Origin of the sequence: Tenacibaculum sp. nBUS_03 (assembly GCF_051201695.1) — a bacterium.
GTDB lineage: Bacteria > Bacteroidota > Bacteroidia > Flavobacteriales > Flavobacteriaceae > Polaribacter.
In genome coordinates this window covers 2,477,513-2,499,806 of sequence record NZ_CP179214.1, presented here as the reverse complement: position 1 = coordinate 2,499,806, position 22,294 = coordinate 2,477,513, and the positions used below count along the sequence as shown (strand labels likewise).

The window sequence follows — 22,294 nt, the reverse complement described above, 5'->3', positions numbered from 1 at the left end:
AAATAAAACACAAAAAGAGCTATATTATATAGCACACTAATTTAAGAAATTACTTTTATGGAAGTATTCAATTCAATAGAACAAAAATTACAACAGTTTATTAAAAAATACTATACAAATGAATTAATAAAAGGAGGAATATTATTCTTTTCATTAGGATTAATTTATCTTTTTTTTACATTATTTATTGAATATTTTTTATGGTTAAAACCAACAGCTAGAACTTTACTTTTTTGGTTATTTATTCTAGTAGAATTGCTCTTATTAATTCGCTTTATATGTTTTCCTATTTTTAAATTAGTAGGTCTTCAAAAGGGTATTTCAGTAAAAGATTCTTCCAAAATAATAGGTAATCATTTTCCGGAAGTTAAGGATAAGTTATTAAATGTTTTACAGCTTAAAAATAACTCTGAACAATCTGATCTTTTACTAGCTAGTATAGAACAAAAATCAAAAGAGTTACAACCAATTCCTTTCACAAAAGCTGTAAATTTCAATTCAAATTTAAAATATACTAAATATGGTTTAATACCTGTTTTAATATGGTTTTTAACTTTACTAACTGGAATAAATACTAAACTTAGCCAAAGCTTTAATCGTGTAATAGATTATAAAACAGCTTATACACCTCCTGCTCCTTTTTCGTTTAATTTAACTAATGATTTATTAAATGTTATTAAAGGTAAATCAATAACAGTGTATATAGAAACTAAGGGTGAAATATTACCTGAGGAAGCTAAAATTTACTTTAATAATCAACAATATTTCATACAAAACAATGGTAATGGATTATTCTCTTACACCTTTAATGAAGTGCAAAAACCAATTCTTTTCTATGTAAAAGCTAATAATGTTTCTTCTAATGAATATAAAATAAATGTAATAAAAACACCTTCAATTCAAAATATATCACTTGAATTAAATTATCCAAATTATACTAAAAAGAAAAATGAAATAATTACAAACTCTGGAAACATAAATGTTCCACAAGGAACAATTATTACTTGGACTATTAAAACTTCTGAAACTGATAGTGTTGCATTTATAAATAATGATAAAAAACAATTTTTTAATAAGATTAAAGAAAATAATTTTAGTTATAAAAAGCGAATTTTGAACAACACTAACTACCTTATATCTACTTCAAATACAAATTTAAAAGGATATGAACAATTACAGTTTTCAGTTAATGTAATAAAAGATGAGTTACCAAATATTACAGTTAAATCAAACATAGACAGTTTAAAAAGAGGAGATGCACAGTTTATGGGTCAAATATCTGATGATTATGGGTTTACGAAACTTGAAGTTGTATACAAAGAAGAAAATAACAATCAATACACTGATTATCAGTCAATTAAATTAAATAATAAAACAGTACAAAACTTTTATTATGAGTTTCCAAAAGGAATAAAATTAAAAGAAGGGGTTAATTACGAACTGTTTTTCCAAGTATATGATAATGATAAAGTAAATGGTAATAAAAAAGCAATAAGTAAAAAGTTTAGCTACCGTCAAAAAACAAATAATGAAATTGATGAAGAGCTTCTTAATGAACAAAAAAATTATATAGATAAGTTAGAAAAATCTTTACAAAAACAACAGAACAGTAAGAAAGATCTTGAAAAAATCCAATTTGATTTACAAAATAAAAAGAATCTGAGCTGGAGTCGATCAAAAAAACATTAAAAGTTTAATCAAGCGTCAAGAACAATATAAACAAATGATGCAACGTCAAACCGAAAAATTACAAGAAAATTTTACTGAAAAAAATGAAAAAAGTGAAGATTTAAATAAGAAAAAAGAAGATTTAAAAAAACGCATAGATGAACTAAAAAAGCTTGATAAACAACAAAAACTATTAGAAGAACTCAAAAAATTAGCAGAAAAACTAAACAAAGAAGAACTTGTTAAAAAAGCTAAGGAATTATCAGAACAGAATAAACAACAAGAACGAAGTCTTGAGCGTATTTTAGAAATGACAAAGCGTTATTATGTTGAGCAAAAAATGAATCAAATTGCGAATAAACTAGAAGATTTATCTAAACAAGAGGAAGAAGAATCTAAAAAAGAAAATAATAGTAAAGAAAATAAGGATAAGGCTAAAGAAACTCAGAATAAATTAAATAAAGAATTTAATGAAATTAAAAAGGATCTTAAGCAATTACAAAAAGACAATGAAGGATTGAAACAACCAATGGATATACCTGAAATGGATAAATTAAAGGATGAAACCCAAAAAGAACTAAGCAAATCATTAGAAAAACTAGAAAAAAACAAGAGCTCTGATGCAAAAAAAAATCAAAAGAAGGCATCAGAAAAGATGAAAAAGATGAGTCAAAAAATGCAAGAATCCATGCAAGCAATGAGTGCAGAAATGCAAGAAGAAAACATGGAAGGATTAAGACAAGTATTAGAAAATTTAATTACATTTTCATTTAACCAAGAAGAATTAATGAATACTTTTTCTAATACATCTTCATCACACCCGAATTTTGGTGTTAATTTAAAAAAACAATACCAATTAAAAACATATTTCGAACATATAGATGATAGCTTATTTACACTATCAATTCGTGTACCAAAAATAAGTACAAAAATTCAAGAAGAACTTGCGAATGCTCACTATAATATAGATCAATCATTAGAAAATTTTGCTGATAATAATTTCAGGAATGGAATTTCAAATCAACAATATGTAATGACTTCTGCAAACACGCTAGCAGACATGTTAAGCAACACCCTAGATTCTATGAAAAACCCTAAACAAGGTCAAGGAAAAGGAAAAGGAAAAGGAGAATCTTTTAGTTTACCAGATATCATAAAAAAACAGGGAGAGTTAATGAAGAAAATGCAAGATGGAATAAAGAAAAGCTCTGAAGGAAAACCTAAAGATGGAAAAGGAAACAAAGAAGGACAAGAGCAAGGAAAAGGAAATAAACAAGGTGAGGATATGAACGGTGAGCTATATCAGATTTATAAAGAACAATCTCTTTTAAGACAACAATTAGAAAATGCTATTAAAAATGGAAAAGATGGAAAAGGTAATGCTAAGAAAGCATTAAAACAAATGGAGGAATTAGAAAACCAAATACTAGAAAAGGGATTCACAAAAGAAAGTTTTAATAGAATGAAACAATTAAATTACGAACTATTAAAACTAGACAAAGCTACTTTTGAACAAGGCCGTAAAAAAGAGAGAAAGTCAAATACTAATTTACAAGAGTACAAAAACTCAAAAAACAGAGAACTTAAATTTAAAAAGCTCTTTTACAATCAAACGGAAATTTTAAACAGACAATCACTACCTTTGCGCCAAAACTACAAGACAAAAGTTAAAAAATATTTTACAACTACAGAAAAACAAATTTAAACAGTTTATACAACACTTTTTTACTCAAAATAAATATGTTTTTCGATAACGCAAGAGAATGATACAATTTAATTATGAAACTGAATTCAAATTATTAGACGAAACAAAAACTAGTAATTGGATAAATGAATGTATAGAGAATGAAGGTTTTGAACTAGGCGAAATCAATTATATTTTTTGTAATGACGAGTATTTACATAAAATAAACATTGAATTTCTTCAACACGACACATTTACTGATATTATAAGTTTTGACTATACACTAGGTAAAGAAATTAATGGTGATATATTCATATCAACTGAAAGAGTAAAAGAAAATTCGGATAAATACAACACTCCGTTTCAAGAAGAATTACACAGAGTAATTATTCATGGTATTTTACATTACCTAGGCTTGAAAGATAAAACTGAAAATGAAAAAGAGAAAATGCGTCAAAAAGAAAATGAATGTCTAAAGATTTTTAACAATAAATAAAACGAGTTCCACGTGGAACTGAATATAAAATATGAGTTTATTTAATACAACATACGATGTAATTGTAGTAGGTGGTGGTCATGCGGGTAGCGAAGCAGCCGCCGCAAGTGCTAATATGGGAGCACATACATTGTTAATTACAATGAACCTTCAAAACATAGCTCAAATGAGCTGCAACCCTGCAATGGGAGGAATAGCAAAAGGTCAAATTGTACGTGAGATTGATGCATTAGGAGGATATAGTGCGATAGTTACCGACAAAACAGCTATTCAATTTAAGATGCTTAATAAATCTAAAGGACCAGCGATGTGGAGTCCAAGAGCACAGTCTGACAGAATGCAATTTGCAGAATGCTGGAGAACTATGCTTGAACAAACTAAAAATTTAGATTTTTATCAAGACTCGGTAAATGGATTAGTATTTGAAAACAACACTATTGTAGGAGTAAAAACAGCTTTAGGTTTAGAAATAAAAGCTAAAACAGTAATTGTAACGGCTGGTACATTTTTAAACGGTTTAATCCATATTGGAGAAAAAACATTTGGTGGTGGAAGAGCTGGTGAAGGAGCTTCTACAGGTATTACTGAAGATTTAGTAGCTCAGGGGTTTGAATCTGGTAGAATGAAAACAGGAACACCTCCACGTGTTGATGGTAGATCTTTAGATTATTCTAAAATGACAGAACAACCCGGTGATGATATTACTGAAAAGTTTTCTTATTTAAAAACAAGTAAACCTTTAGAGAAACAACGCTCTTGTTACTTGACATATACCAACCCAAAAGTACATGAATTATTAAAAGAAGGGTTTGAAAGATCACCAATGTTTAATGGTAGAATTAAATCAACCGGACCGCGTTATTGCCCTTCTGTAGAAGACAAAATCAATCGTTTTGCTGAAAAGGATAGACATCAAATATTCGTTGAACCTGAAGGCTGGAATACTGTTGAAGTATATGTAAATGGATTCTCTACATCATTACCTGAAGATATTCAAGATAAGGCTATACGTGCAATTGATGGTTTTGAAAATGTGAAATTTTTTAGGTATGGATATGCCATTGAATATGATTATTTCCCACCAACTCAGTTAAAACATAATTTAGAAACAAAGTTAGTTGAAAATTTATTTTTCGCTGGTCAAATAAACGGTACTACTGGATATGAAGAAGCTGCTGCTCAAGGGCTAATGGCAGGTATAAATGCAGCTCTTAAAACGCAAAACAAAGAAGCATTTATACTTAAAAGAAATGAGGCTTATATTGGTGTATTAATAGATGATTTGATAACAAAAGGTACAGAAGAACCCTATAGAATGTTTACATCAAGAGCAGAATATAGGACTTTATTGAGGCAAGATAATGCTGATTTAAGATTAACAGAAAAGGGATACAAACTAGGAATAGCATCTAAAGAAAGATTTAATAGAGTACTTGAGAAAAAAAACAAAACAGAACTAACAGTAAATTTCATCAAAAAACTAAGTGTTACAAAAGATGAAATCAATCCTATTTTAGAGAATAAAAAATTAGCTTTAGTAAATCAAACAGTAAAACTATATAAAGTAGCTTCACGGCCCCAATTAGATTTTAATGATCTAAAAAAAGTCACAAAACTAGCATCTTTCATTAATGAAAACAATATAGACAGCGAAATAATAGAACAAGTAGAAATAGATTTAAAATACTCAGGATATATAGAAAAAGAAAAAAATAATGCAGACAAATTAAATAGATTGGAAAATGTACCAATTCCTTCTAACTTTAATTATTCTAAAGTAAAATCACTTTCATTTGAAGCTAGAGAAAAACTATCTAAAATACAACCTACTTCAATATCACAGGCAAGCAGGATAAGTGGAGTTTCTCCAAGTGATATATCAGTTTTGCTTGTATATATGGGTAGGTAAAATAAAAAACTACATAAAAGAAAAAGGGTTTATCAATATGATAAACCCTTTTTCTTTTACATACTACCATTTAATCTTCTCCCCTCGCCTACTAAAAAATAAAAATCGATATCCCACATAAAACTACAAACAAAATGTTTTTATTTTTTTTTAAAAAAAACTACCAAAACAACAGAAATAAGAACTGAACTAAGAATATTAAAAATAATAGTAAATTAGTAATACAATGGTTTTATATAAAAAAACAAATAGTGTAAACATCTAAAAAAAATAAAAAATATATAAACAGGAACTACTAAATAATAAATTTTTTATTAGATAGATAAGATAACTTTTCAATAGGTATTCAACGAAAGGTATTATTAAAAAATTATAATATAACTTAACAAGAGAAACAATACAAAAGAATTACTATTCAATTAATATTAGTATACGAAAAGAATATAAATTAACACATAAAGAAATAAATGTTTCATGTGGAACACGTATGTATTTTTAAAAAAAAAAATAGTTATATAAATTAATAAAATACAACACTTATTTAGATAGATAAAAACAACTTACAAAAAATAAAGATGTTCCATGTGGAACATCTTTATTTTTTTACGTAATATTGTCCTAGGCAAATTATTGTTCCACGGGGAACATTACATAAAACAGAATAATGACCAAAGAAAAAGAATTCTATAAAAATCTAGAGCCCTATCTTAATTGCATAGATTATACAGTTTCTAAAGAAAGTTATGAAGTAATGCATAACGAAGAATATGATATGTTAGTAACTTCTCCCCTACCCGTTAATTTAGATAAATACTATAAAAGTGAAGAATACATTTCTCATACAGATGGCTCAAAAAATATGTTTGAAAAAACATACCAATTGGTGAAATCCTATACATTAAATAAAAAATTAAAATTAATAAATTCATTAAAAACTGATAGTAGAACGGTATTAGACATTGGTGCTGGGACAGGAGATTTTTTAAAAACTTGTAAAGAAAATAAGTGGACAACTTTTGGTGTTGAACCATCTATTGATGCAAGGAATATAGCTAAAGAAAAGAAAATAGATTTAGTTGAAAACTTAGAATCATTAGGTGATAAAAAATTTGATATTATAACACTATGGCATGTACTAGAGCATATCCCAAATTTGAAACAATATATTAATAAAATAAAAGAATTATTAAAACCAAATGGTTACTTAATAATAGCAGTGCCAAACTATAAAAGTTTTGATGCAAAATATTATAAGGAATTTTGGGCTGCTTATGATGTACCAAGACATGTATGGCATTTTTCAAAAACTTCAATAAAAAAAATTTTTAAAGAATTTAAAATGGAAGTTATAAAAATTCTTCCAATGAAGTTTGATTCATATTATGTATCATTATTGAGTGAAAAATATAAAAAAGGTAAAATGAATTACCTGAACGCAATATATATTGGAATGAAGTCAAATATAAAAGCAAAAAAGAGTTTAGAACACTCTTCTTTAATTTATTTAATAAAAAATGATTAAATACTTATTTAAAGTGTAATTTAAAGCAATAAAACAAATAAGATATATAAACACCTTAGTAAAAAAATAAAACCTCTTAAAATTAATATTTTAAGAGGTTTTTCTATAAATAAAAGTTATAGTAATTTAATTTACATATAATTTTACTTATTTAATAAAAACATGCCAAAAACTGTAATTAGAAAATAAACAGCTAAGGTCATAGCACCTGCGTAATCTTTCGCAAGTCGTTGACCAATTAATAAAAAAATTAATGTCAGTGCAGAAAGTTGAACACCTAGTAAGGCTAATTCTTTAGATCCAGTAGTAATGATATTAAAAATACCTACAAACATAAAAGCACCAGCAATAATTTCAATCACCAAAATTATTCCTAATAACAAAGGAACTAAATTTTTAAAAGGTGAATTTTTAAAATGATCTTTGATAAATGATAAGTTACCACTCCAATCAGTAACTTTATCAACACCTGATTGTAAAAAAGTAACGATTAGAAAAAGTAATATTAAAATTTCTGTAGCATTGTTTTGAATAAGTTCCATAAAATTGATTTTAGCAAATATAAGTTTTAAATAAAAATGTAACAATAAATAAAAATTACGTCATATAAATGTTAAGTGTTATATTTAACTAAAAATCTCAATCAACTTAAAAAAATTAAAATTATGCCAGTATTTTTGTACCCAATTATCTTCTTAGGGATAATCCTTATATTATCTTCTTTCTTTACAGTTAAACAACAATCAGCAGCAATTATAGAGCGTTTTGGAAAATTTCATAGTATTCGTCAGTCAGGATTACATTTAAAGATTCCTCTAATTGATAGAATAGCAGGAAAATTAAGTTTGAAAATTCAACAATTAGATGTAATTATTGAAACAAAAACCTTAGATGATGTTTTTGTAAAATTAAAAGTTTCAGTACAATATAAAGTAATTAAAGATAAAGTATACGATTCTTTCTATAAGTTAGACTATCCACATGATCAAATTACGTCATATGTTTTTGATGTAGTTCGTGCTGAAGTACCTAAAATGAAGTTAGATGATGTTTTTGTTAAAAAAGATGATATTGCAATTGCTGTAAAGTCAGAGTTAAATGAAGCAATGATGACCTATGGATATGATATAATTAAAACATTAGTAACTGATATTGATCCTGATGCTCAGGTAAAAGAAGCAATGAATAGAATTAACGCTTCTGAACGTGAAAAGGTAGCAGCTCAATACGAAGGTGATGCACAACGTATTTTAATAGTAGAAAGAGCAAAAGCTGAAGCAGAGAGTAAGCGTTTACAAGGACAAGGTATTGCAGATCAAAGAAGAGAAATTGCACGTGGTTTAGAAGAATCAGTAGAAGTTTTAAATAAAGTTGGAATTAACAGTCAAGAAGCATCTGCTTTAATAGTTGTTACACAACATTATGATACACTACAATCTATTGGTCAAGAAACGAATAGTAATTTAATATTATTACCAAACTCACCACAAGCTGGAAGTCAAATGCTTAACGATATGGTTGCAAGTTTCACAGCTAGTAATCAAATAGGAGAAGCTATGAAGAATAGTAAAAAAAATAACAATAAAGAATAATAAAAACTAAAAAAAGTTATGATAGTTACTACAACACCAACTATAGAAGGAAAACCTGTTAAAGAATATTTAGGCATTGTTACAGGTGAAACGATTATTGGGGCAAACATTTTTAAAGATTTCTTTGCAGGAATAAGAGATATTGTAGGTGGAAGATCAGGATCTTATGAAAAGGTACTTAGAGAAGCTAAAAATAGTGCTTTAAAGGAAATGGAAGAGATGGCAAACCAATCAGGCGCAAATGCTATTGTTGCCGTAGATTTAGACTATGAAACAGTTGGACCAAATGGTGGTATGCTTATGGTAACTGCATCAGGTACTGCAGTTATTATATAAATATACAGTAAAATAAAGAGAAAAGCCCAATCAATTATGATTGGGCTTTTTTATTATACTTAATTATTTTTTTTCTTCTATTTTTTCTTCTCCATCTTCAGTTTTGGTGGCATCTTTAAATTCTTTAATACCTGTACCTAAACCTTTCATTAATTCAGGAATTTTTCTACCTCCAAAAAGTAATAAAACTACAACAACGATTAATGCTATGGATGCTCCTCCAGGAATAGCTAAGAATATATTATTTGATATCATTTTAAACTAAATTTATACTAGCAAAGATACAAAAATTAACTTCGGTGTTCAATTACACCACCAATTACTTTTTTATCCTTTAAAACCTCAGGGGTTCCTTTATAAAAAATAGAACCACCAAAAGATACTTTAGCATCTAAAACCTCACCAGACTGTACTTCTGCTTTTGCACCAGATCCGGCTCTAATAATGTTCGTACTAGATACAGTAACATTGAATCCATGATAATTTGCACCTAAATCAACCTTTACAGTTTGATTTTTAGTCTTACCAGATAACTTAATTACTGAAGCAGAGGTACTTTTTACTTTTAAATGTTTAACATCGATAACCATGTTAATAAAAGCTCCTTCTTGAGCTTTCACTTCTACTTTTTGTTGTTTAATCTTTTTACTTGTTATAACAGCACCTTCATTTGCATCAATAACTGCTATATCATTTGCATAATACAACGTGATTTTTGCTTTACCCTCAGCAGTAGTTTCAGGAAAAGAAAGAACAATTTTTAATGTATCATTAATGGCTTTAAATTTTACTTTACTAGACTTTTCCCCTGTCACAACAGCATTAAATTTATCAGACTTTACTAATTCAACATCAATACCATTATATACTTTAAGAGTGGTAAAACTCCCTAAAGATTTAGTAATACTATTTTGAGCAAATGTTATGATACTTGCAAAAAACAGACTTAAAAAAATAAATTTTCTCATTTTTATTATGTTTAATTTGCTTGACATACTAATATAGCACAAGCATAGTATAGTTATTAAGACAATAACTATACCATTACTATAAAGACAAATATTAAAATTTATTGTTACAAATTAAAGAATTAATGAGTTATTAATTCAAAATCTAAGTGTTTTCGCTCTAAATCAGTATGCTTAACTTTAACAACTAACTCGTCACCTAATTGAATCATGTTTTTGGTTGACTGCCCTACAACTGCATATTGTTTTTCATCAAAAATATAATAATCATCTTTAATATCTCTGATTCTAACCATACCTTCACATTTATTAGATTTTATTTCAACATAAATTCCCCACTCAGTAACACCAGATACTACGCCTTCAAACTCTTCATTTTTATGATCTTGCATGTATTTAACTTGCATATATTTAATAGAATCTCTTTCAGCTTTAGAAGCTAATTCTTCCATCTTAGAAGAATGTTTACATCTTTCTTCATAAATATCTGCTTTCGGAGAATTTTCACCCTCTAAATAATGTTGTAATAAACGATGTGTCATTACGTCAGGATAACGCCTTATTGGTGATGTAAAATGTGAATAATAATCAAATGCAAGACCGTAATGCCCTATATTTTGAGTAGTATATTCTGCTTTACTCATAGATCGTATAGCTAAAGTTTCAACCATATTAGCTTCTCCCTTTCCATGAACATCGCTTAAAAGCTGATTTAAACTTTGAGATGTTTTTTCTTTAGTTTCTGTATTGATTTTATATCCGAATTTGCTTATAATATTTTGTAAAGAAGCTAATTTTTCAATATTTGGTTCATCATGAACACGATAAATAAAAGTTTTATTTGTAGCCTTACCTTTAGAAAAACCTATAAATTCTGCTACTTTTTTATTGGCTAACAACATAAATTCTTCAATTAACTTATTAGCATCTTTAGATTCTTTAAAAAATACACCTACGGGGTTAGCATCTTGATCTAAGTCAAACTTCACCTCTACTCTATCAAATGAAATTGCGCCTTCTTTCATACGCTTTGTGCGTAGTTTTTTGGCTAATTCATCTAACTTTAAAGTAGCTTCAACAATAGCTTTATCAACTTCGTAGCTTTCTCCTGTTAAAGAAATTTCTGCAGGAATCGTATTACCTTTAGTTTCAATAATTACTTGAGCTTCTTCATAAGCAAATCTTTTATCTGAATAAGTAACTGTTCTTCCAAACCATTTATTAACAATATGAGCTTTTTCTGTAATTTCAAAAACAGCGGAAAAAGTTAATTTTTCTTCATTTGGACGTAACGAGCATACACCATTTGATAGCATTTCAGGTAACATAGGTACCACTCTATCAACTAAATATACAGAAGTAGCTCTATCATATGCTTCATCATCTAACTTTGTTTTTGGCTGAACATAATGAGAAACATCAGCTATATGAATTCCTATTTCGTAATTACCATTTTCTAACTTTGTAAAAGACAAAGCATCATCAAAATCTTTAGCATCTTTAGGGTCAATAGTAAAAGTAAGATCTTTTCTCATATCCCTTCTTTTAGCTATTTCTTCTTTAGTGATATCAAAAGATAACTTGCCTGCCTCCTCCTCTATTTCTTTAGGAAAATCGTACGGTAAACCATATTCTAATAAAATAGAGTGAATTTCGGTATCATGCTCACCGGGTTTTCCTAAAACTTGGGTAATTTTACCAAAAGGATTTTTTGAGTTGTCAGGCCAATCTGTAATTTTAGCCAATACTTTATCTCCATGCTGGGCTCCATTAAGTTTGCTTTGAGCAATAAATATATCAGCATACATTTTATTACTATCAGGTAATACAAATCCAAAATTTTTACTCAATTGTAATACTCCAACAAAATCTTGCTTTACACGTTCAATAATGTCAACTACATCAGCTTCTAATTTATTACTTTTTCTTTTTTTGTAGACGTATGCCTTTACAACATCATTATGTAAACCTTTACCTAGATTTACAGATGGTACAAAAATGTCATTTTCAAAATCATCAGAAATAAAATATGCGTTACCATTAGAAGTAACATCTAAAGTACCAATATGATATTTTCTATCTTCATTAATTTTATACTTTCCTCTTTCTACTTCTTTTATTTTTTTTGTAGCTGTTAATTCAGCTAGTTTTTGAAGTATTTGAGTTTTACCATCCGTACCAGTAATTCCTAATGTAGAGGCTATTTGCTTATAATTATATTGCTTATTACTATCTTTATTAAGTATTCTGAAAATGTTTCGGGTTAAATCTTTAATTACTTTTCCCTTTTTTTTGTAGATTTTCTTCTTTCTAGTCATTAATCTTGCTTCTTATAAAATTTGTACCAAAATACAAATAAAAATATAGCTCGAGTTATTAAATAACTGTTATCAATACATTTTTGTATTTTACAACCATAATAACTTTCTTTTTTTATGACAAAATCTTGGTTTTTAATTGTAAATCCAACAGCAGGAAATGGTAATTTTAATAAGTTGTGGTTGAAAATTAAACATGAGTTAAAAATACAACAGCTAGAATATTCATTTGTGTTAACAAAATATCATAAACACGAAATTGACTTAGTACATAAAGCAATAAATAAGGGGTATAAAAATATAATTTCTGTTGGCGGAGATGGCACTTTACACCATATAGTTAATGGTATTATGACACAAAAAAAAATACAAACTAATAAAATAACAGTTGGAATAATCCCATTAGGTACTGGTAATGACTGGATTAAAACATATAATATTCCAAAAAATATTAAAAAAGCCATTATATTAATAAAAAAAAGAAATACGATTTATCAGGATATTGGTTTTTTAAAACTAAAAAGTACATCAGCATATTTTAATAATGTTGCAGGTATTGGATATGATGGATATGTTGTTAATAAACTAAATAAATTAAAACGATTTGGCTCAATTGCATATTTAATAAGTGGAATTTCAGGGTTAGTTTTATACAAAAAACCAACTTTTACAATTGCTATTAACAATCAAATTATAACTTCAAAATGTTTAATGACTTTGTTTGGTATTTGTAAATATTCTGGAGGAGGAATGCAATTAACTGATTATAAATCTACTAATGATGGTTTATTGGATGTAAGCATAGTTAAAAATTTAACCTTTTTAAATTTATTATTTAATGTTCCAAAATTATATAATGGTTTAATAACCAACCATAAAAAGGTAGATACCTACTTATCAACTGAACTGTTAATAACACCAAAAAACTTAGACAAAGCAATATACATTCAAGCTGATGGCGAGTTAATAGGAACTGGTTCAGTTAAAGTAACTATTTGTAAACAAGCAATCCAATTTGTTATTAATAGTTAAATTTAGTTAAAAAAATCTTAATAAAAATGTAACGTTTTTGAAATTTATTCGTCTTTATTATACAAAGGCTTTAAAAATGAAAAACTTACGAAAAATAATAGCTTTATTTTTATTTATATTTATTGCAGGTATTATAGTTACTGTAATAAGCATAAATACTTCTTTCAAAAAACACACTTCGGAACAAAAGATTACTTCAAAGGATAGTATTTATTTATTAAAAAAGAATATTTAAAATACTCTTTTAACTTTTATTTATTCTTCATTTATAAAAGCTATGTTCATTTAGTACCTTATACCCTATTTTTAAATTTTGAAGACCTTTTTACAGTTGTTAACATATTATATTATTAATATAAAGAATTTTTAAAATTTAAAAAAAAAAATGATTGTTATTATAGCTTGTGAATATGTACAGTAAAAAGTTTATTTAAAATTAGGATTTCTTACTTATTAAATAAGTTTAACAAGTTATTATTTATTTAAGTTCTTTAAAGTCAATCGTAAAATGTAGTTATTAACAAAAGTTATAAACACTAGTTAACTATGTTTATTGAATTACTTATTTCATTTTCATTGTAAATAAATTGTAAATTTTATGTTGATAAATGTTCGTTAAAAAATAAAAAAAAAAGTTGCATATCTAATATCTATTCTTGTATTGTAAAAAAAATGTAAATAATCAAATATTCTTTTTAAAATGTACAAATAGTTCTTAACATTTTAATAATATGATTAAGTACTTAAAAATTAATAAGTTATTAATAACTCTAAAAAAACCACTGTTAATTACTGTTGATAACCGTTAATAATGGTATTTTTGTACTTCACAACTGAATTAAAATCAACATATTATGATTATTGCTGTAGGAAACGACCATGCTGGTACTGAATACAAGTTTGAAATAGTTAAATTTTTAGAAGAATTAGGACACAAAGTAATTAATTTTGGTACTAATACAAATGAAAGTATGGATTATCCTGATACAATTCATCCAACTGCCGAAGCTGTAGAAACAGGCCAAGCTGAAATAGGTATAATTTTATGTGGAAGTGGTAATGGTGCTCAAATGACAGCAAACAAACATAAAGGTGTAAGAGCTGCATTGTGTTGGAATAATGAATTAGTAGAATTAACACGTCAGCATAATGATGCTAATGTACTAACTATTCCTGCTCGTTTTGTATCATTACAACAAGCTTTGGGTTTTGTAAAAATATTTTTGTCTACTGAATTTGAAGGAGGTCGCCATGCTAATAGAGTCAATAAAATAACATTTTAATGGAATTTGTAGTAAAAACATTTAAGGAATTAACAACTTCAGAGTTATACGATATTCTTCAATTGCGTTCTGAAGTTTTTGTTGTTGAGCAAGATTGTGTATATCAAGATATCGATAGAAAAGATGCTATAGCATTACATGTTATAGGTATAAAAGATTCTAAAATTATTGCATATACTCGTTTATTTGATGGTAATCAATATTTTGATACTCCTAGTATTGGAAGAGTTGTAGTAGCAAAGTCTGAGCGTAAATTTGGCTATGGTCATGATTTAATAAAAGCTTCTATTGAGGCAGTTTATAACCACTATGAAAATAGAAAGATTACCATCTCAGCGCAAGTCTATTTAAAAAAGTTTTATAAATCACATGGTTTCGAGCCTATTGGAGAAGAATATTTAGAAGATGGTATACCACATGTAAAAATGATAATGAATTAATATAATTTTAAATAAATAAAAATTATATTAATTCACTTACTTCTTTTACGTCACCAGGCTTTAAGTTTCCAATAAGAATTTCTCCAATTCTAATGCGTACTAAACGAAGAGTTGGGTATCCTACTGCTGCAGTCATTTTCCTTACTTGTCTAAATTTTCCTTCAGTAATAGTGATACTTACCCAACTTGTAGGTCCATGTCTTTCATCTCGTATTTTTTGAACTCTATCAGGAAAAATTGGTTTATTTATTGAAAAGGCTTTACCAGGTTTTGTTATATATTTTTTACCATTAAAACCTATTTCAACACCTTTTTGTAGTTTATTAATGGCATCTTGGGTAATAGTACCATCTACTTGTACATAATATTCTTTTTCTATCTTATTACTTCTTATTTGTTCACTTACTTTACCATTAGTTGTTAATAAAAGTAAACCTTCGGAAGGAACATCTAATCGACCAATAGCCATTGTGCCTTTTGGAAAATCATATAGTTCTCCTAGCATTTTTTTCTTTCTTTTTGTTTGGTTATTAACAAATTGAGAAAGATACCCATAGGGTTTATGAATTATAAAGTGACGATGCTCCATATAGTTTTTGATTATAAAAAAACAGTCTTAAAAAGACTGTTTTTAAATTTTATATTTCTTTAATTTAAGAGTTTTCTTTATCAGAATTACCAAAAATTTTCTTTTTAAAGGCTGTAAAAATTCCAATTACAGCTATTACTATAATTTTCCAAAATTTAAGAATTAATGCAAAAAAACCAACTTTAGCAAGAACTTTTCCTGCAATTAAACCACCAATTCCATAAGCAGCGACTTTATCTACGCTAGGGTTAAAATCATGATACATATTTCCTTTTTGTAAAAGAAACACTTTTTAAAATTTCGTCAACATCATTTTTAAAAATAGGCAAAACATCTATTGTACCAATAGCATTTAAATTTAAATATCCTTTTCTTCCTAAAATGCGAATATTATAATTTAATGTATTTATATCTTCTCCTTCAAAGTTTAATTCTTTTGCCCAATGTAATTTTTTAGTTATCTGATCATAATAAGGATTTGATGCCCACCCTACAAAATCTATTGTAGGGTATCCTAATTTTAATCTTTCAGAATTACCAGAATTAGTATTTTCTTGCATTTCTTTTAATAAATCATCATAATTTAGATTTTTAGCATCTTCATCATTAATATAACCTTCATTAGAATAAGTTATTTCAACAGCATATGTAAAATTATCATCTATAGGAGATATATTTTTTGGAAATAACATTCCAAGTACTTCCGAAGGAGGGTTGCCCCATAAATCAGAAATTACATATTTACTTTGTTTGGCATCTAAAAATTTGTATCCGTCAGGTACATTTATTTCAGCTAAACCATTGTGTAAAGAAACCATACCATATTTGTAAGTAAATGAATCATTAATACTATCCATTTTTTTTAAATACACTACTTTTTGTTCTTCAGTAATTTCTTCAGTTATTTCTTGTGAATAAGAGAGTTTTGTTGCAAATATAAATGCAATTAGTAATACATGTTTCATAGTAATTTTTTTAAATAAAAAAATTGCACAATAATACAAATATTATGTGAAAATTATAGAGTTTTTTATAACTTAGCAGTTCTTATTTTTACACTAATTTTAGTAGATTTTTATGGCAGTAGATAAAGAAAAAGAAGCAAAGCTAAAAGCGCTTCAACTTACACTAGATAAGTTAGATAAAACTTATGGAAAAGGAGCAGTAATGAAATTAGGTGATAGTCAAGTAGAAGATATTGACGCTATTTCATCAGGATCATTAGGTTTAGATTTGGCTTTAGGCGTAGGAGGATATCCAAGAGGAAGAATTATTGAAATTTATGGACCAGAATCATCAGGTAAAACAACTCTAAGTATACACGCAATTGCTGAAGCTCAAAAAGCTGGAGGAATTGCTGCTTTTATTGATGCTGAACATGCTTTTGATCGTTTTTATGCAGAGAGTTTAGGAGTAGATGTAGATAACCTAATCATCTCTCAACCTGATCATGGTGAACAAGCATTAGAAATTGCTGATAATTTAATACGTTCAGGTGCAATTGATATTGTGGTTATTGATTCAGTTGCTGCATTAACACCTAAATCAGAAATTGAAGGTGAAATGGGAGATTCTAAAATGGGACTTCATGCACGTTTAATGTCGCAAGCGTTACGTAAATTAACAGGTACAATTAGCAAAACTAATTGTACAGTTATATTTATTAACCAATTGCGTGAAAAAATTGGTGTTATGTTTGGAAACCCTGAAACAACTACAGGAGGTAATGCTTTAAAATTTTATGCTTCTGTTCGTTTAGATATTCGTAGAAGAACTCAAATTAAAGATGGCGATAAAGTTATAGGAAATAGTACTAAAGTAAAGGTTGTTAAAAATAAAGTAGCACCTCCATTTCAAATGACTGAGTTTGATATTATGTATGGACAGGGTATTTCCAAAGTAGGAGAAGTACTAGATATTGGTGTTGAATATGGAATAATAAAGAAAAGTGGTTCATGGTTTAGCTATGGAGATACTAAATTAGGTCAGGGTAGAGATGCAGTTAAAAACCTAATTAAAGACAACCCTGAATTGATGGAAGAGCTTGAAGGAAAAATAAAAGATGCTATTGAAAATCAAGATTAAGTATATACATTAAAAGTTCAAACTATTACTAATCAAAGCTGTAGAATAAAATTCTACAGCTTTTTTAGTTTAGTTTTAAATGAATTTAATTATTTAATTAAATTCGTGATTAAAAACTAATGATTCAGATTTCAGAAAATATACAATTAAAAAATATTTTGAATTCAGATTTTGAATCTCTTTTTAATTTGATGAAAGAAGTTTACTCTGCAGCTTACAGTCATTTTTGGAAAGATGCTGGAGAATGGTATGTAAAAAGTCAATATTCTGAAAATAATATTATAAAAGAACTTTCAGAACCAAATACAGCGTATTATTTTGTTTTATATAATGGAGAAATTATTGGTAATTTTAGAATTATTTGGAATAGTGATTTAAAAGGATTTGAAAATAAAAAATCAGTAAAACTTCATAGAGTTTATTTGCATTCAAAAATCCAAGGAAAAAGAGTTGGCAAAACTTTACTAAATTGGTTAGAAAAAGAAGCTATAAAAAAACAATATGAATTAATATGGTTAGATGCTATGGATGAGCAACCACAAGCTTTTGAATTTTATAAAAAAAATGGGTACCAATATCATTCACATTGTTTTCTAGCTTTTGATTTATTAAATGACAATTTTCGAAAAATGAGTCAGGTATATAAATTAATTTAGACACCAGTACTACCAAAGCCACCAGTACCACGCTCAGTTTCATTTAGAACAGATACTTCTTTCCAGCTTACTCGTTCATGCTTTGCTATCACTAATTGAGCAATACGTTCACCATCATTTACAATAAAGTTTTCATTAGAAAGATTTACTAAAATAACCCCTACTTCTCCCCTATAATCAGCATCAATAGTTCCTGGAGCATTTAAAACAGTGATTCCTTTTTTTGCAGCTAACCCACTTCTTGGTCTAACTTGAGCTTCAAAACCAACAGGTAAAGCAATGAATAAACCTGTTTTTACAATTGCTCTTTCCAAAGGTTGTAATGTAATTGATTCTTCAATATTAGCACGAAGATCCATTCCTGCTGAGCCTTCAGTTTCATAAGCAGGTATTTGATGTTTCGATTTGTTTATAATTTGTACGTTCATCTACTTTTAGTTTTCAACTCCAAATATAATAACCTTTAGTTTTAGATAGTAGTTTCTATATTTATTAATTTCGCATTATTAAATATAACTACTTTATGAAAGATACTAAAAAGATAGCCGTTTTAGGAGGCGGAAGTTGGGCAACAGCTATTATAAAAATGCTTTCTGAAAATATAGAAACTATAGGTTGGTATATGCGAAGTGTATATGCAATTGAACATATTAAACGTAATAAGCATAATCCTAGTTATTTAAGCTCAGCTGAATTACATCCTGAACAACTAGATTTATCAGATGATATAAATCATATTGTTGAAAAGTATGATGTTTTAATTTTTGCTATTCCATCAGCTTTTTTAAAATCAGAATTGAACAAATTAACGATTTCATTAGAGAATAAAATTATTTTTTCAGCTATTAAAGGAATTGTTCCAGAGTCTGGATTGATTGTAGGAGAGCACTTTCATGATAACCATCAAGTTCCTTTTGAAAATATTGGTGTTATAACCGGTCCATGTCATGCTGAAGAAGTAGCTATGGAGCGTTTATCATATTTAACGTTAGCTTGTCAAGACGAACAAAAGGCTAAAAGCTTAAGTAAATTTATTGCAGGACGTTACATAAAAACTAAAATATCAGATGATATCATTGGTACTGAGTATGCAGCCATGCTAAAAAATATTTATGCTATCGCTGCAGGAATTGCACATGGTTTAGGATATGGAGATAACTTTCAGTCAGTATTAATGAGTAATGCCATACGTGAAATGAAGCGTTTTATTAAAAAAGTACATAAAATGAAACGTAATATTAATAACTCGGCTTATTTAGGAGATTTATTAGTTACCGGTTATTCTGTATTTAGTAGAAATAGAATGTTTGGTAATATGATAGGAAAAGGATATACCGTAAAATCTGCACAAATGGAAATGAGTATGGTTGCAGAAGGCTACTATGCAACTAAAAGTGCTTACACTATTAAAAAAGAGAATGGGGCTAAAACACCTATAATTAACGCTGTTTATAATGTTTTATATGACAAGAAAGAAGCGAAAGATGAGTTTAAAAAGTTAACAAATAGATTAGATTAGTTGTTTGTATTTGTACAAATAACCTCTTCTTATAAATAAGAAGTCCCATCAATCGCTTCTATAATTGAGTTGTGTGTGGTTTTGTATAGAAATACAATAACGACAAATTTAGCTTAAAAATCTGATTTACAAATTTTTTTGTAAAAAATCTTACTTTAAGATAAAATGTATATTTTTACACTTTAAATAATTTTTATTACTTTTAGTTTAAAATTTAACAAAAATGAAAACAATTCAAGAAGCTGTTGAAATTACTATTAGAAAAACTCCCTTTATTGAAGAGGCTTTAAATGAGAAATTAATTAACGTATCATCATTAGCAAGAGAAATATTACCAGATGTTTCTAAACTATTAAAAAAAGAAATAAAAGTAGGAGCTGTAATGATGGCTATTAATAGATTATCTCCAGTTAATGAATTGCGAATTAGGAAAAATATTAAAAAATTAGCATTAGACTTAGGAGATGTAATAGTTCGTTCTGATTTGTGTGATTTTACATTTAAAAACACTACTTCTTTACTAAAAGAAATAGCAAAAATTTTAAGTAAATCGGCCGATAGTAATGATTATTTCTTAACTGTTTCTCAAGGAATTTTTGAAACAAATATTGTTACTAGTAAAAATTTACAACCTTTTGTTGAAGATATTTTTAAGAGTGAAATATTAATCAATAGTGTTAATGATTTAGCTTCAATAACTATTAAATTACCAAAAGAAAACTTAGAACAATCTGGTGTTTATTATTTCATATTAAAGCAATTTGCTTGGGCTAATATAGCTGTTCAAGAGGTAATATCAACTACCCATGAAATGACGGTTGTAGTTAAAGAAGAGGATGTAAATGAAACTTTTGCCATTTTAATGGACTTAAAATTGAATTAGAAGAATAAAAAAATGTCAAAAAAAGACCCTTATGCTTCGTTAAGAATTAAAGAATTTAATATTTTTCTCTTAGTACGATTTGCATTAGTTTTTGCATGGTCAATGCAATTTATTATAATAGAATGGCAAGTGTATTCATTAACTAAAGACCCTTGGAGCTTAGGTTTGATAGGTGCTTTTGAGTTTTTACCAGCTTTTTCTATGGCGTTGTTTGCTGGGCATATAGTTGATCAAAAAGAGAAACGAAACTTATTAGCATTATGTATAGGTTTATTTTCTTTAATAAGTTTAGGACTATATTTTTTAACAGACCCTAATTTTGTAGAAGGATGGGGTTCTAAAACAGTTTTATATTCTATATACGCTTTGGTTTTTTTTGGTGGGCTTTTACGTTCATTTTTTGGACCAACTATTTTTTCATTGATAGCATTAATTGTTCCTAAAAAATTATATCCTAATGCAGCTACTTGGAGTAGTACAACATGGCAAATAGCAAGTGTTTTAGGACCTGCTTTTGCTGGGTACTCTATTCATCTTTTAGGAGTAAACCTTTCGTTATGTATTGTATTTGGATTGGTGTTATTTTCTTTTTTAATGGTGTTTTTTATTAAAAGAAAACCAATTATGAACCATAAAAAAGGAGAATCTATAAGTAAAAGTTTAGGTGAAGGTATTTCTTTTGTATTCAAAACGAAGGCCATATTAGGAGCAATTACATTGGATATGATTTCTGTACTTTTTGGTGGGGCAATTGCTTTATTACCAATCTTTGCTCAAGATATTTTAGAAGTAGGAGCTAAAGGTTTTGGAGCATTACGAGCAGCACCAGCAATAGGAGCTTTCTTAACAATGTTAATAACAGCATATATTCCTATTAGTAAAAATGCAGGAATGAAGTTATTAAGCGCAATATTTGGTTTTGGACTTTGTATTATTATTTTCGGGCTATCAACATCATTTTATATTTCTCTTGTCGCTTTATTTTTCAGTGGAGTTACTGACGGAATATCAATGGTTATTAGACAAACCATTTTACAATTAAAAACACCAGATCATATGCGAGGTAGAGTGTCTTCAGTAAACTCTATGTTTGTAGGCTCATCAAACGAGTTAGGAGCTTTAGAAAGTGGTTTAACTGCTAAATTAATGGGTACAGTAACTGCAGTTGTTTTTGGAGGAACAATGACATTAATTACCGTAGTTTCTACAGGTGTTTTAAATCCAACACTAAGAAAATTAGATTTAACAAAAGACTTAGAGGAACATGAAAATTTGGAATAAATTTTCACTTATCAACAAAAGTATCAGGACTAT

Annotated in this window: 24 protein-coding genes; 16 read left to right on the top strand and 8 right to left on the bottom strand. The window is 27.7% G+C overall.

Features of this window, described 5'->3' with window-relative positions:
• Nucleotides 1–57: 57 nt before the first annotated feature.
• The 5 genes from ACMFBB_RS11665 (at nucleotide 58) to ACMFBB_RS11645 (ending at nucleotide 7,279) form a co-directional block, all read left to right on the top strand.
• Nucleotides 58–1,689, top strand: a complete 1,632-nt coding sequence (locus ACMFBB_RS11665; RefSeq protein WP_435260953.1) for a DUF4175 family protein — start codon at nucleotides 58–60, stop codon at nucleotides 1,687–1,689.
• A gap of 34 nt (nucleotides 1,690–1,723) precedes the next feature.
• On the top strand, nucleotides 1,724–3,373 hold the full coding sequence (locus ACMFBB_RS11660; protein ID WP_435260952.1) for a hypothetical protein: 1,650 nt from the start codon (nucleotides 1,724–1,726) through the stop codon (nucleotides 3,371–3,373).
• A 58-nt stretch (nucleotides 3,374–3,431) separates the two neighbouring features.
• Nucleotides 3,432–3,848 carry an rRNA maturation RNase YbeY gene (gene ybeY, locus ACMFBB_RS11655; RefSeq protein WP_435260951.1) on the top strand — a complete coding sequence of 139 codons (417 nt, stop codon included), beginning with the start codon at nucleotides 3,432–3,434 and terminating at the stop codon, nucleotides 3,846–3,848.
• Nucleotides 3,849–3,879: 31 nt separating this feature from the next.
• On the top strand, nucleotides 3,880–5,757 hold the full coding sequence (gene mnmG, locus ACMFBB_RS11650; RefSeq protein WP_435260950.1) for a tRNA uridine-5-carboxymethylaminomethyl(34) synthesis enzyme MnmG: 1,878 nt from the start codon (nucleotides 3,880–3,882) through the stop codon (nucleotides 5,755–5,757).
• Nucleotides 5,758–6,421: 664 nt separating this feature from the next.
• Nucleotides 6,422–7,279: a class I SAM-dependent methyltransferase gene (locus ACMFBB_RS11645; protein ID WP_435260949.1), complete on the top strand. Its 858-nt coding sequence runs from the start codon at nucleotides 6,422–6,424 to the stop codon at nucleotides 7,277–7,279.
• A gap of 143 nt (nucleotides 7,280–7,422) precedes the next feature.
• Here ACMFBB_RS11645 and ACMFBB_RS11640 read toward each other — a convergent pair whose 3' ends face one another.
• On the bottom strand, nucleotides 7,423–7,821 hold the full coding sequence (locus tag ACMFBB_RS11640) for a DoxX family protein (RefSeq protein ID WP_435260948.1): 399 nt from the start codon (nucleotides 7,819–7,821) through the stop codon (nucleotides 7,423–7,425).
• 123 nt (nucleotides 7,822–7,944) lie between these two features.
• Here ACMFBB_RS11640 and ACMFBB_RS11635 point away from each other — a divergent pair, with 123 nt between their 5' ends.
• Nucleotides 7,945–8,871 (top strand): SPFH domain-containing protein, encoded by a 927-nt coding sequence (locus tag ACMFBB_RS11635; RefSeq protein WP_435260947.1) that lies wholly within the window; start codon nucleotides 7,945–7,947, stop codon nucleotides 8,869–8,871.
• Between the two features lie 18 nt (nucleotides 8,872–8,889).
• The gene (locus ACMFBB_RS11630; protein ID WP_435260946.1) at nucleotides 8,890–9,207 is read left to right on the top strand and encodes a heavy metal-binding domain-containing protein; all 318 of its coding nucleotides are present in this window, start codon (nucleotides 8,890–8,892) and stop codon (nucleotides 9,205–9,207) included.
• 63 nt (nucleotides 9,208–9,270) lie between these two features.
• Here the strand turns inward: ACMFBB_RS11630 and tatA are convergent, their stop codons facing one another.
• From tatA to rnr, 3 genes are all read right to left on the bottom strand, one after another.
• The gene (tatA, locus tag ACMFBB_RS11625; RefSeq protein ID WP_435260945.1) at nucleotides 9,271–9,462 is read right to left on the bottom strand and encodes a twin-arginine translocase TatA/TatE family subunit; all 192 of its coding nucleotides are present in this window, start codon (nucleotides 9,460–9,462) and stop codon (nucleotides 9,271–9,273) included.
• 35 nt (nucleotides 9,463–9,497) lie between these two features.
• A complete protein-coding gene (locus tag ACMFBB_RS11620) occupies nucleotides 9,498–10,175 on the bottom strand; it encodes a head GIN domain-containing protein (RefSeq protein WP_435260944.1) in 678 nt (225 codons plus the stop codon).
• Nucleotides 10,176–10,297: 122 nt separating this feature from the next.
• Nucleotides 10,298–12,493 carry a ribonuclease R gene (gene rnr / locus ACMFBB_RS11615; RefSeq protein WP_435260943.1) on the bottom strand — a complete coding sequence of 732 codons (2,196 nt, stop codon included), beginning with the start codon at nucleotides 12,491–12,493 and terminating at the stop codon, nucleotides 10,298–10,300.
• 117 nt (nucleotides 12,494–12,610) lie between these two features.
• Between rnr and ACMFBB_RS11610 the strand changes: the two genes are divergently transcribed.
• The 4 genes from ACMFBB_RS11610 (at nucleotide 12,611) to ACMFBB_RS11595 (ending at nucleotide 15,248) form a co-directional block, all read left to right on the top strand.
• Nucleotides 12,611–13,525, top strand: a complete 915-nt coding sequence (locus ACMFBB_RS11610) for a diacylglycerol/lipid kinase family protein (RefSeq protein WP_435260942.1) — start codon at nucleotides 12,611–12,613, stop codon at nucleotides 13,523–13,525.
• Nucleotides 13,526–13,601: 76 nt separating this feature from the next.
• Nucleotides 13,602–13,760, top strand: a complete 159-nt coding sequence (locus ACMFBB_RS11605) for a hypothetical protein (protein WP_435260941.1) — start codon at nucleotides 13,602–13,604, stop codon at nucleotides 13,758–13,760.
• A 619-nt stretch (nucleotides 13,761–14,379) separates the two neighbouring features.
• Nucleotides 14,380–14,808 carry a ribose 5-phosphate isomerase B gene (rpiB, locus tag ACMFBB_RS11600; protein ID WP_435260940.1) on the top strand — a complete coding sequence of 143 codons (429 nt, stop codon included), beginning with the start codon at nucleotides 14,380–14,382 and terminating at the stop codon, nucleotides 14,806–14,808.
• Complete coding sequence (locus tag ACMFBB_RS11595) at nucleotides 14,808–15,248, top strand: GNAT family N-acetyltransferase (RefSeq protein WP_435260939.1); 441 nt, start codon at nucleotides 14,808–14,810, stop codon at nucleotides 15,246–15,248. Before rpiB ends, ACMFBB_RS11595 begins: the two co-directional genes overlap by 1 nt.
• 22 nt (nucleotides 15,249–15,270) lie before the next feature.
• Here ACMFBB_RS11595 and ACMFBB_RS11590 read toward each other — a convergent pair whose 3' ends face one another.
• From ACMFBB_RS11590 to ACMFBB_RS11580, 3 genes are all read right to left on the bottom strand, one after another.
• Complete coding sequence (locus ACMFBB_RS11590) at nucleotides 15,271–15,837, bottom strand: pseudouridine synthase (protein WP_435260938.1); 567 nt, start codon at nucleotides 15,835–15,837, stop codon at nucleotides 15,271–15,273.
• A gap of 64 nt (nucleotides 15,838–15,901) precedes the next feature.
• A complete protein-coding gene (locus ACMFBB_RS11585) occupies nucleotides 15,902–16,102 on the bottom strand; it encodes a DUF2167 domain-containing protein (RefSeq protein WP_435260937.1) in 201 nt (66 codons plus the stop codon).
• The gene (locus ACMFBB_RS11580; RefSeq protein ID WP_435260936.1) at nucleotides 16,092–16,802 is read right to left on the bottom strand and encodes a DUF2167 domain-containing protein; all 711 of its coding nucleotides are present in this window, start codon (nucleotides 16,800–16,802) and stop codon (nucleotides 16,092–16,094) included. Before ACMFBB_RS11580 ends, ACMFBB_RS11585 begins: the two co-directional genes overlap by 11 nt.
• 112 nt (nucleotides 16,803–16,914) lie before the next feature.
• Here ACMFBB_RS11580 and recA point away from each other — a divergent pair, with 112 nt between their 5' ends.
• Nucleotides 16,915–17,922, top strand: coding sequence for a recombinase RecA (gene recA / locus ACMFBB_RS11575; RefSeq protein WP_435260935.1), 1,008 nt, complete (start codon nucleotides 16,915–16,917; stop codon nucleotides 17,920–17,922).
• A 119-nt stretch (nucleotides 17,923–18,041) separates the two neighbouring features.
• Complete coding sequence (locus tag ACMFBB_RS11570) at nucleotides 18,042–18,578, top strand: GNAT family N-acetyltransferase (RefSeq protein WP_435260934.1); 537 nt, start codon at nucleotides 18,042–18,044, stop codon at nucleotides 18,576–18,578.
• Here the strand turns inward: ACMFBB_RS11570 and dut are convergent.
• Nucleotides 18,575–19,006, bottom strand: coding sequence for a dUTP diphosphatase (gene dut / locus ACMFBB_RS11565; RefSeq protein WP_435260933.1), 432 nt, complete (start codon nucleotides 19,004–19,006; stop codon nucleotides 18,575–18,577). The genes ACMFBB_RS11570 and dut overlap by 4 nt on opposite strands.
• Nucleotides 19,007–19,101: 95 nt before the next feature.
• On the opposite strand from dut, the gene ACMFBB_RS11560 reads away from it, so the two are divergent.
• The 3 genes from ACMFBB_RS11560 (at nucleotide 19,102) to ACMFBB_RS11550 (ending at nucleotide 22,261) form a co-directional block, all read left to right on the top strand.
• Entirely contained in the window at nucleotides 19,102–20,097 is a 996-nt protein-coding gene (locus ACMFBB_RS11560; protein ID WP_435260932.1) for an NAD(P)H-dependent glycerol-3-phosphate dehydrogenase, read from the top strand.
• A 223-nt stretch (nucleotides 20,098–20,320) separates the two neighbouring features.
• Nucleotides 20,321–20,980, top strand: a complete 660-nt coding sequence (locus ACMFBB_RS11555; RefSeq protein WP_093869512.1) for a hypothetical protein — start codon at nucleotides 20,321–20,323, stop codon at nucleotides 20,978–20,980.
• A gap of 12 nt (nucleotides 20,981–20,992) precedes the next feature.
• A complete protein-coding gene (locus ACMFBB_RS11550; RefSeq protein WP_435260931.1) occupies nucleotides 20,993–22,261 on the top strand; it encodes an MFS transporter in 1,269 nt (422 codons plus the stop codon).
• Nucleotides 22,262–22,294: the final 33 nt, after the last annotated feature.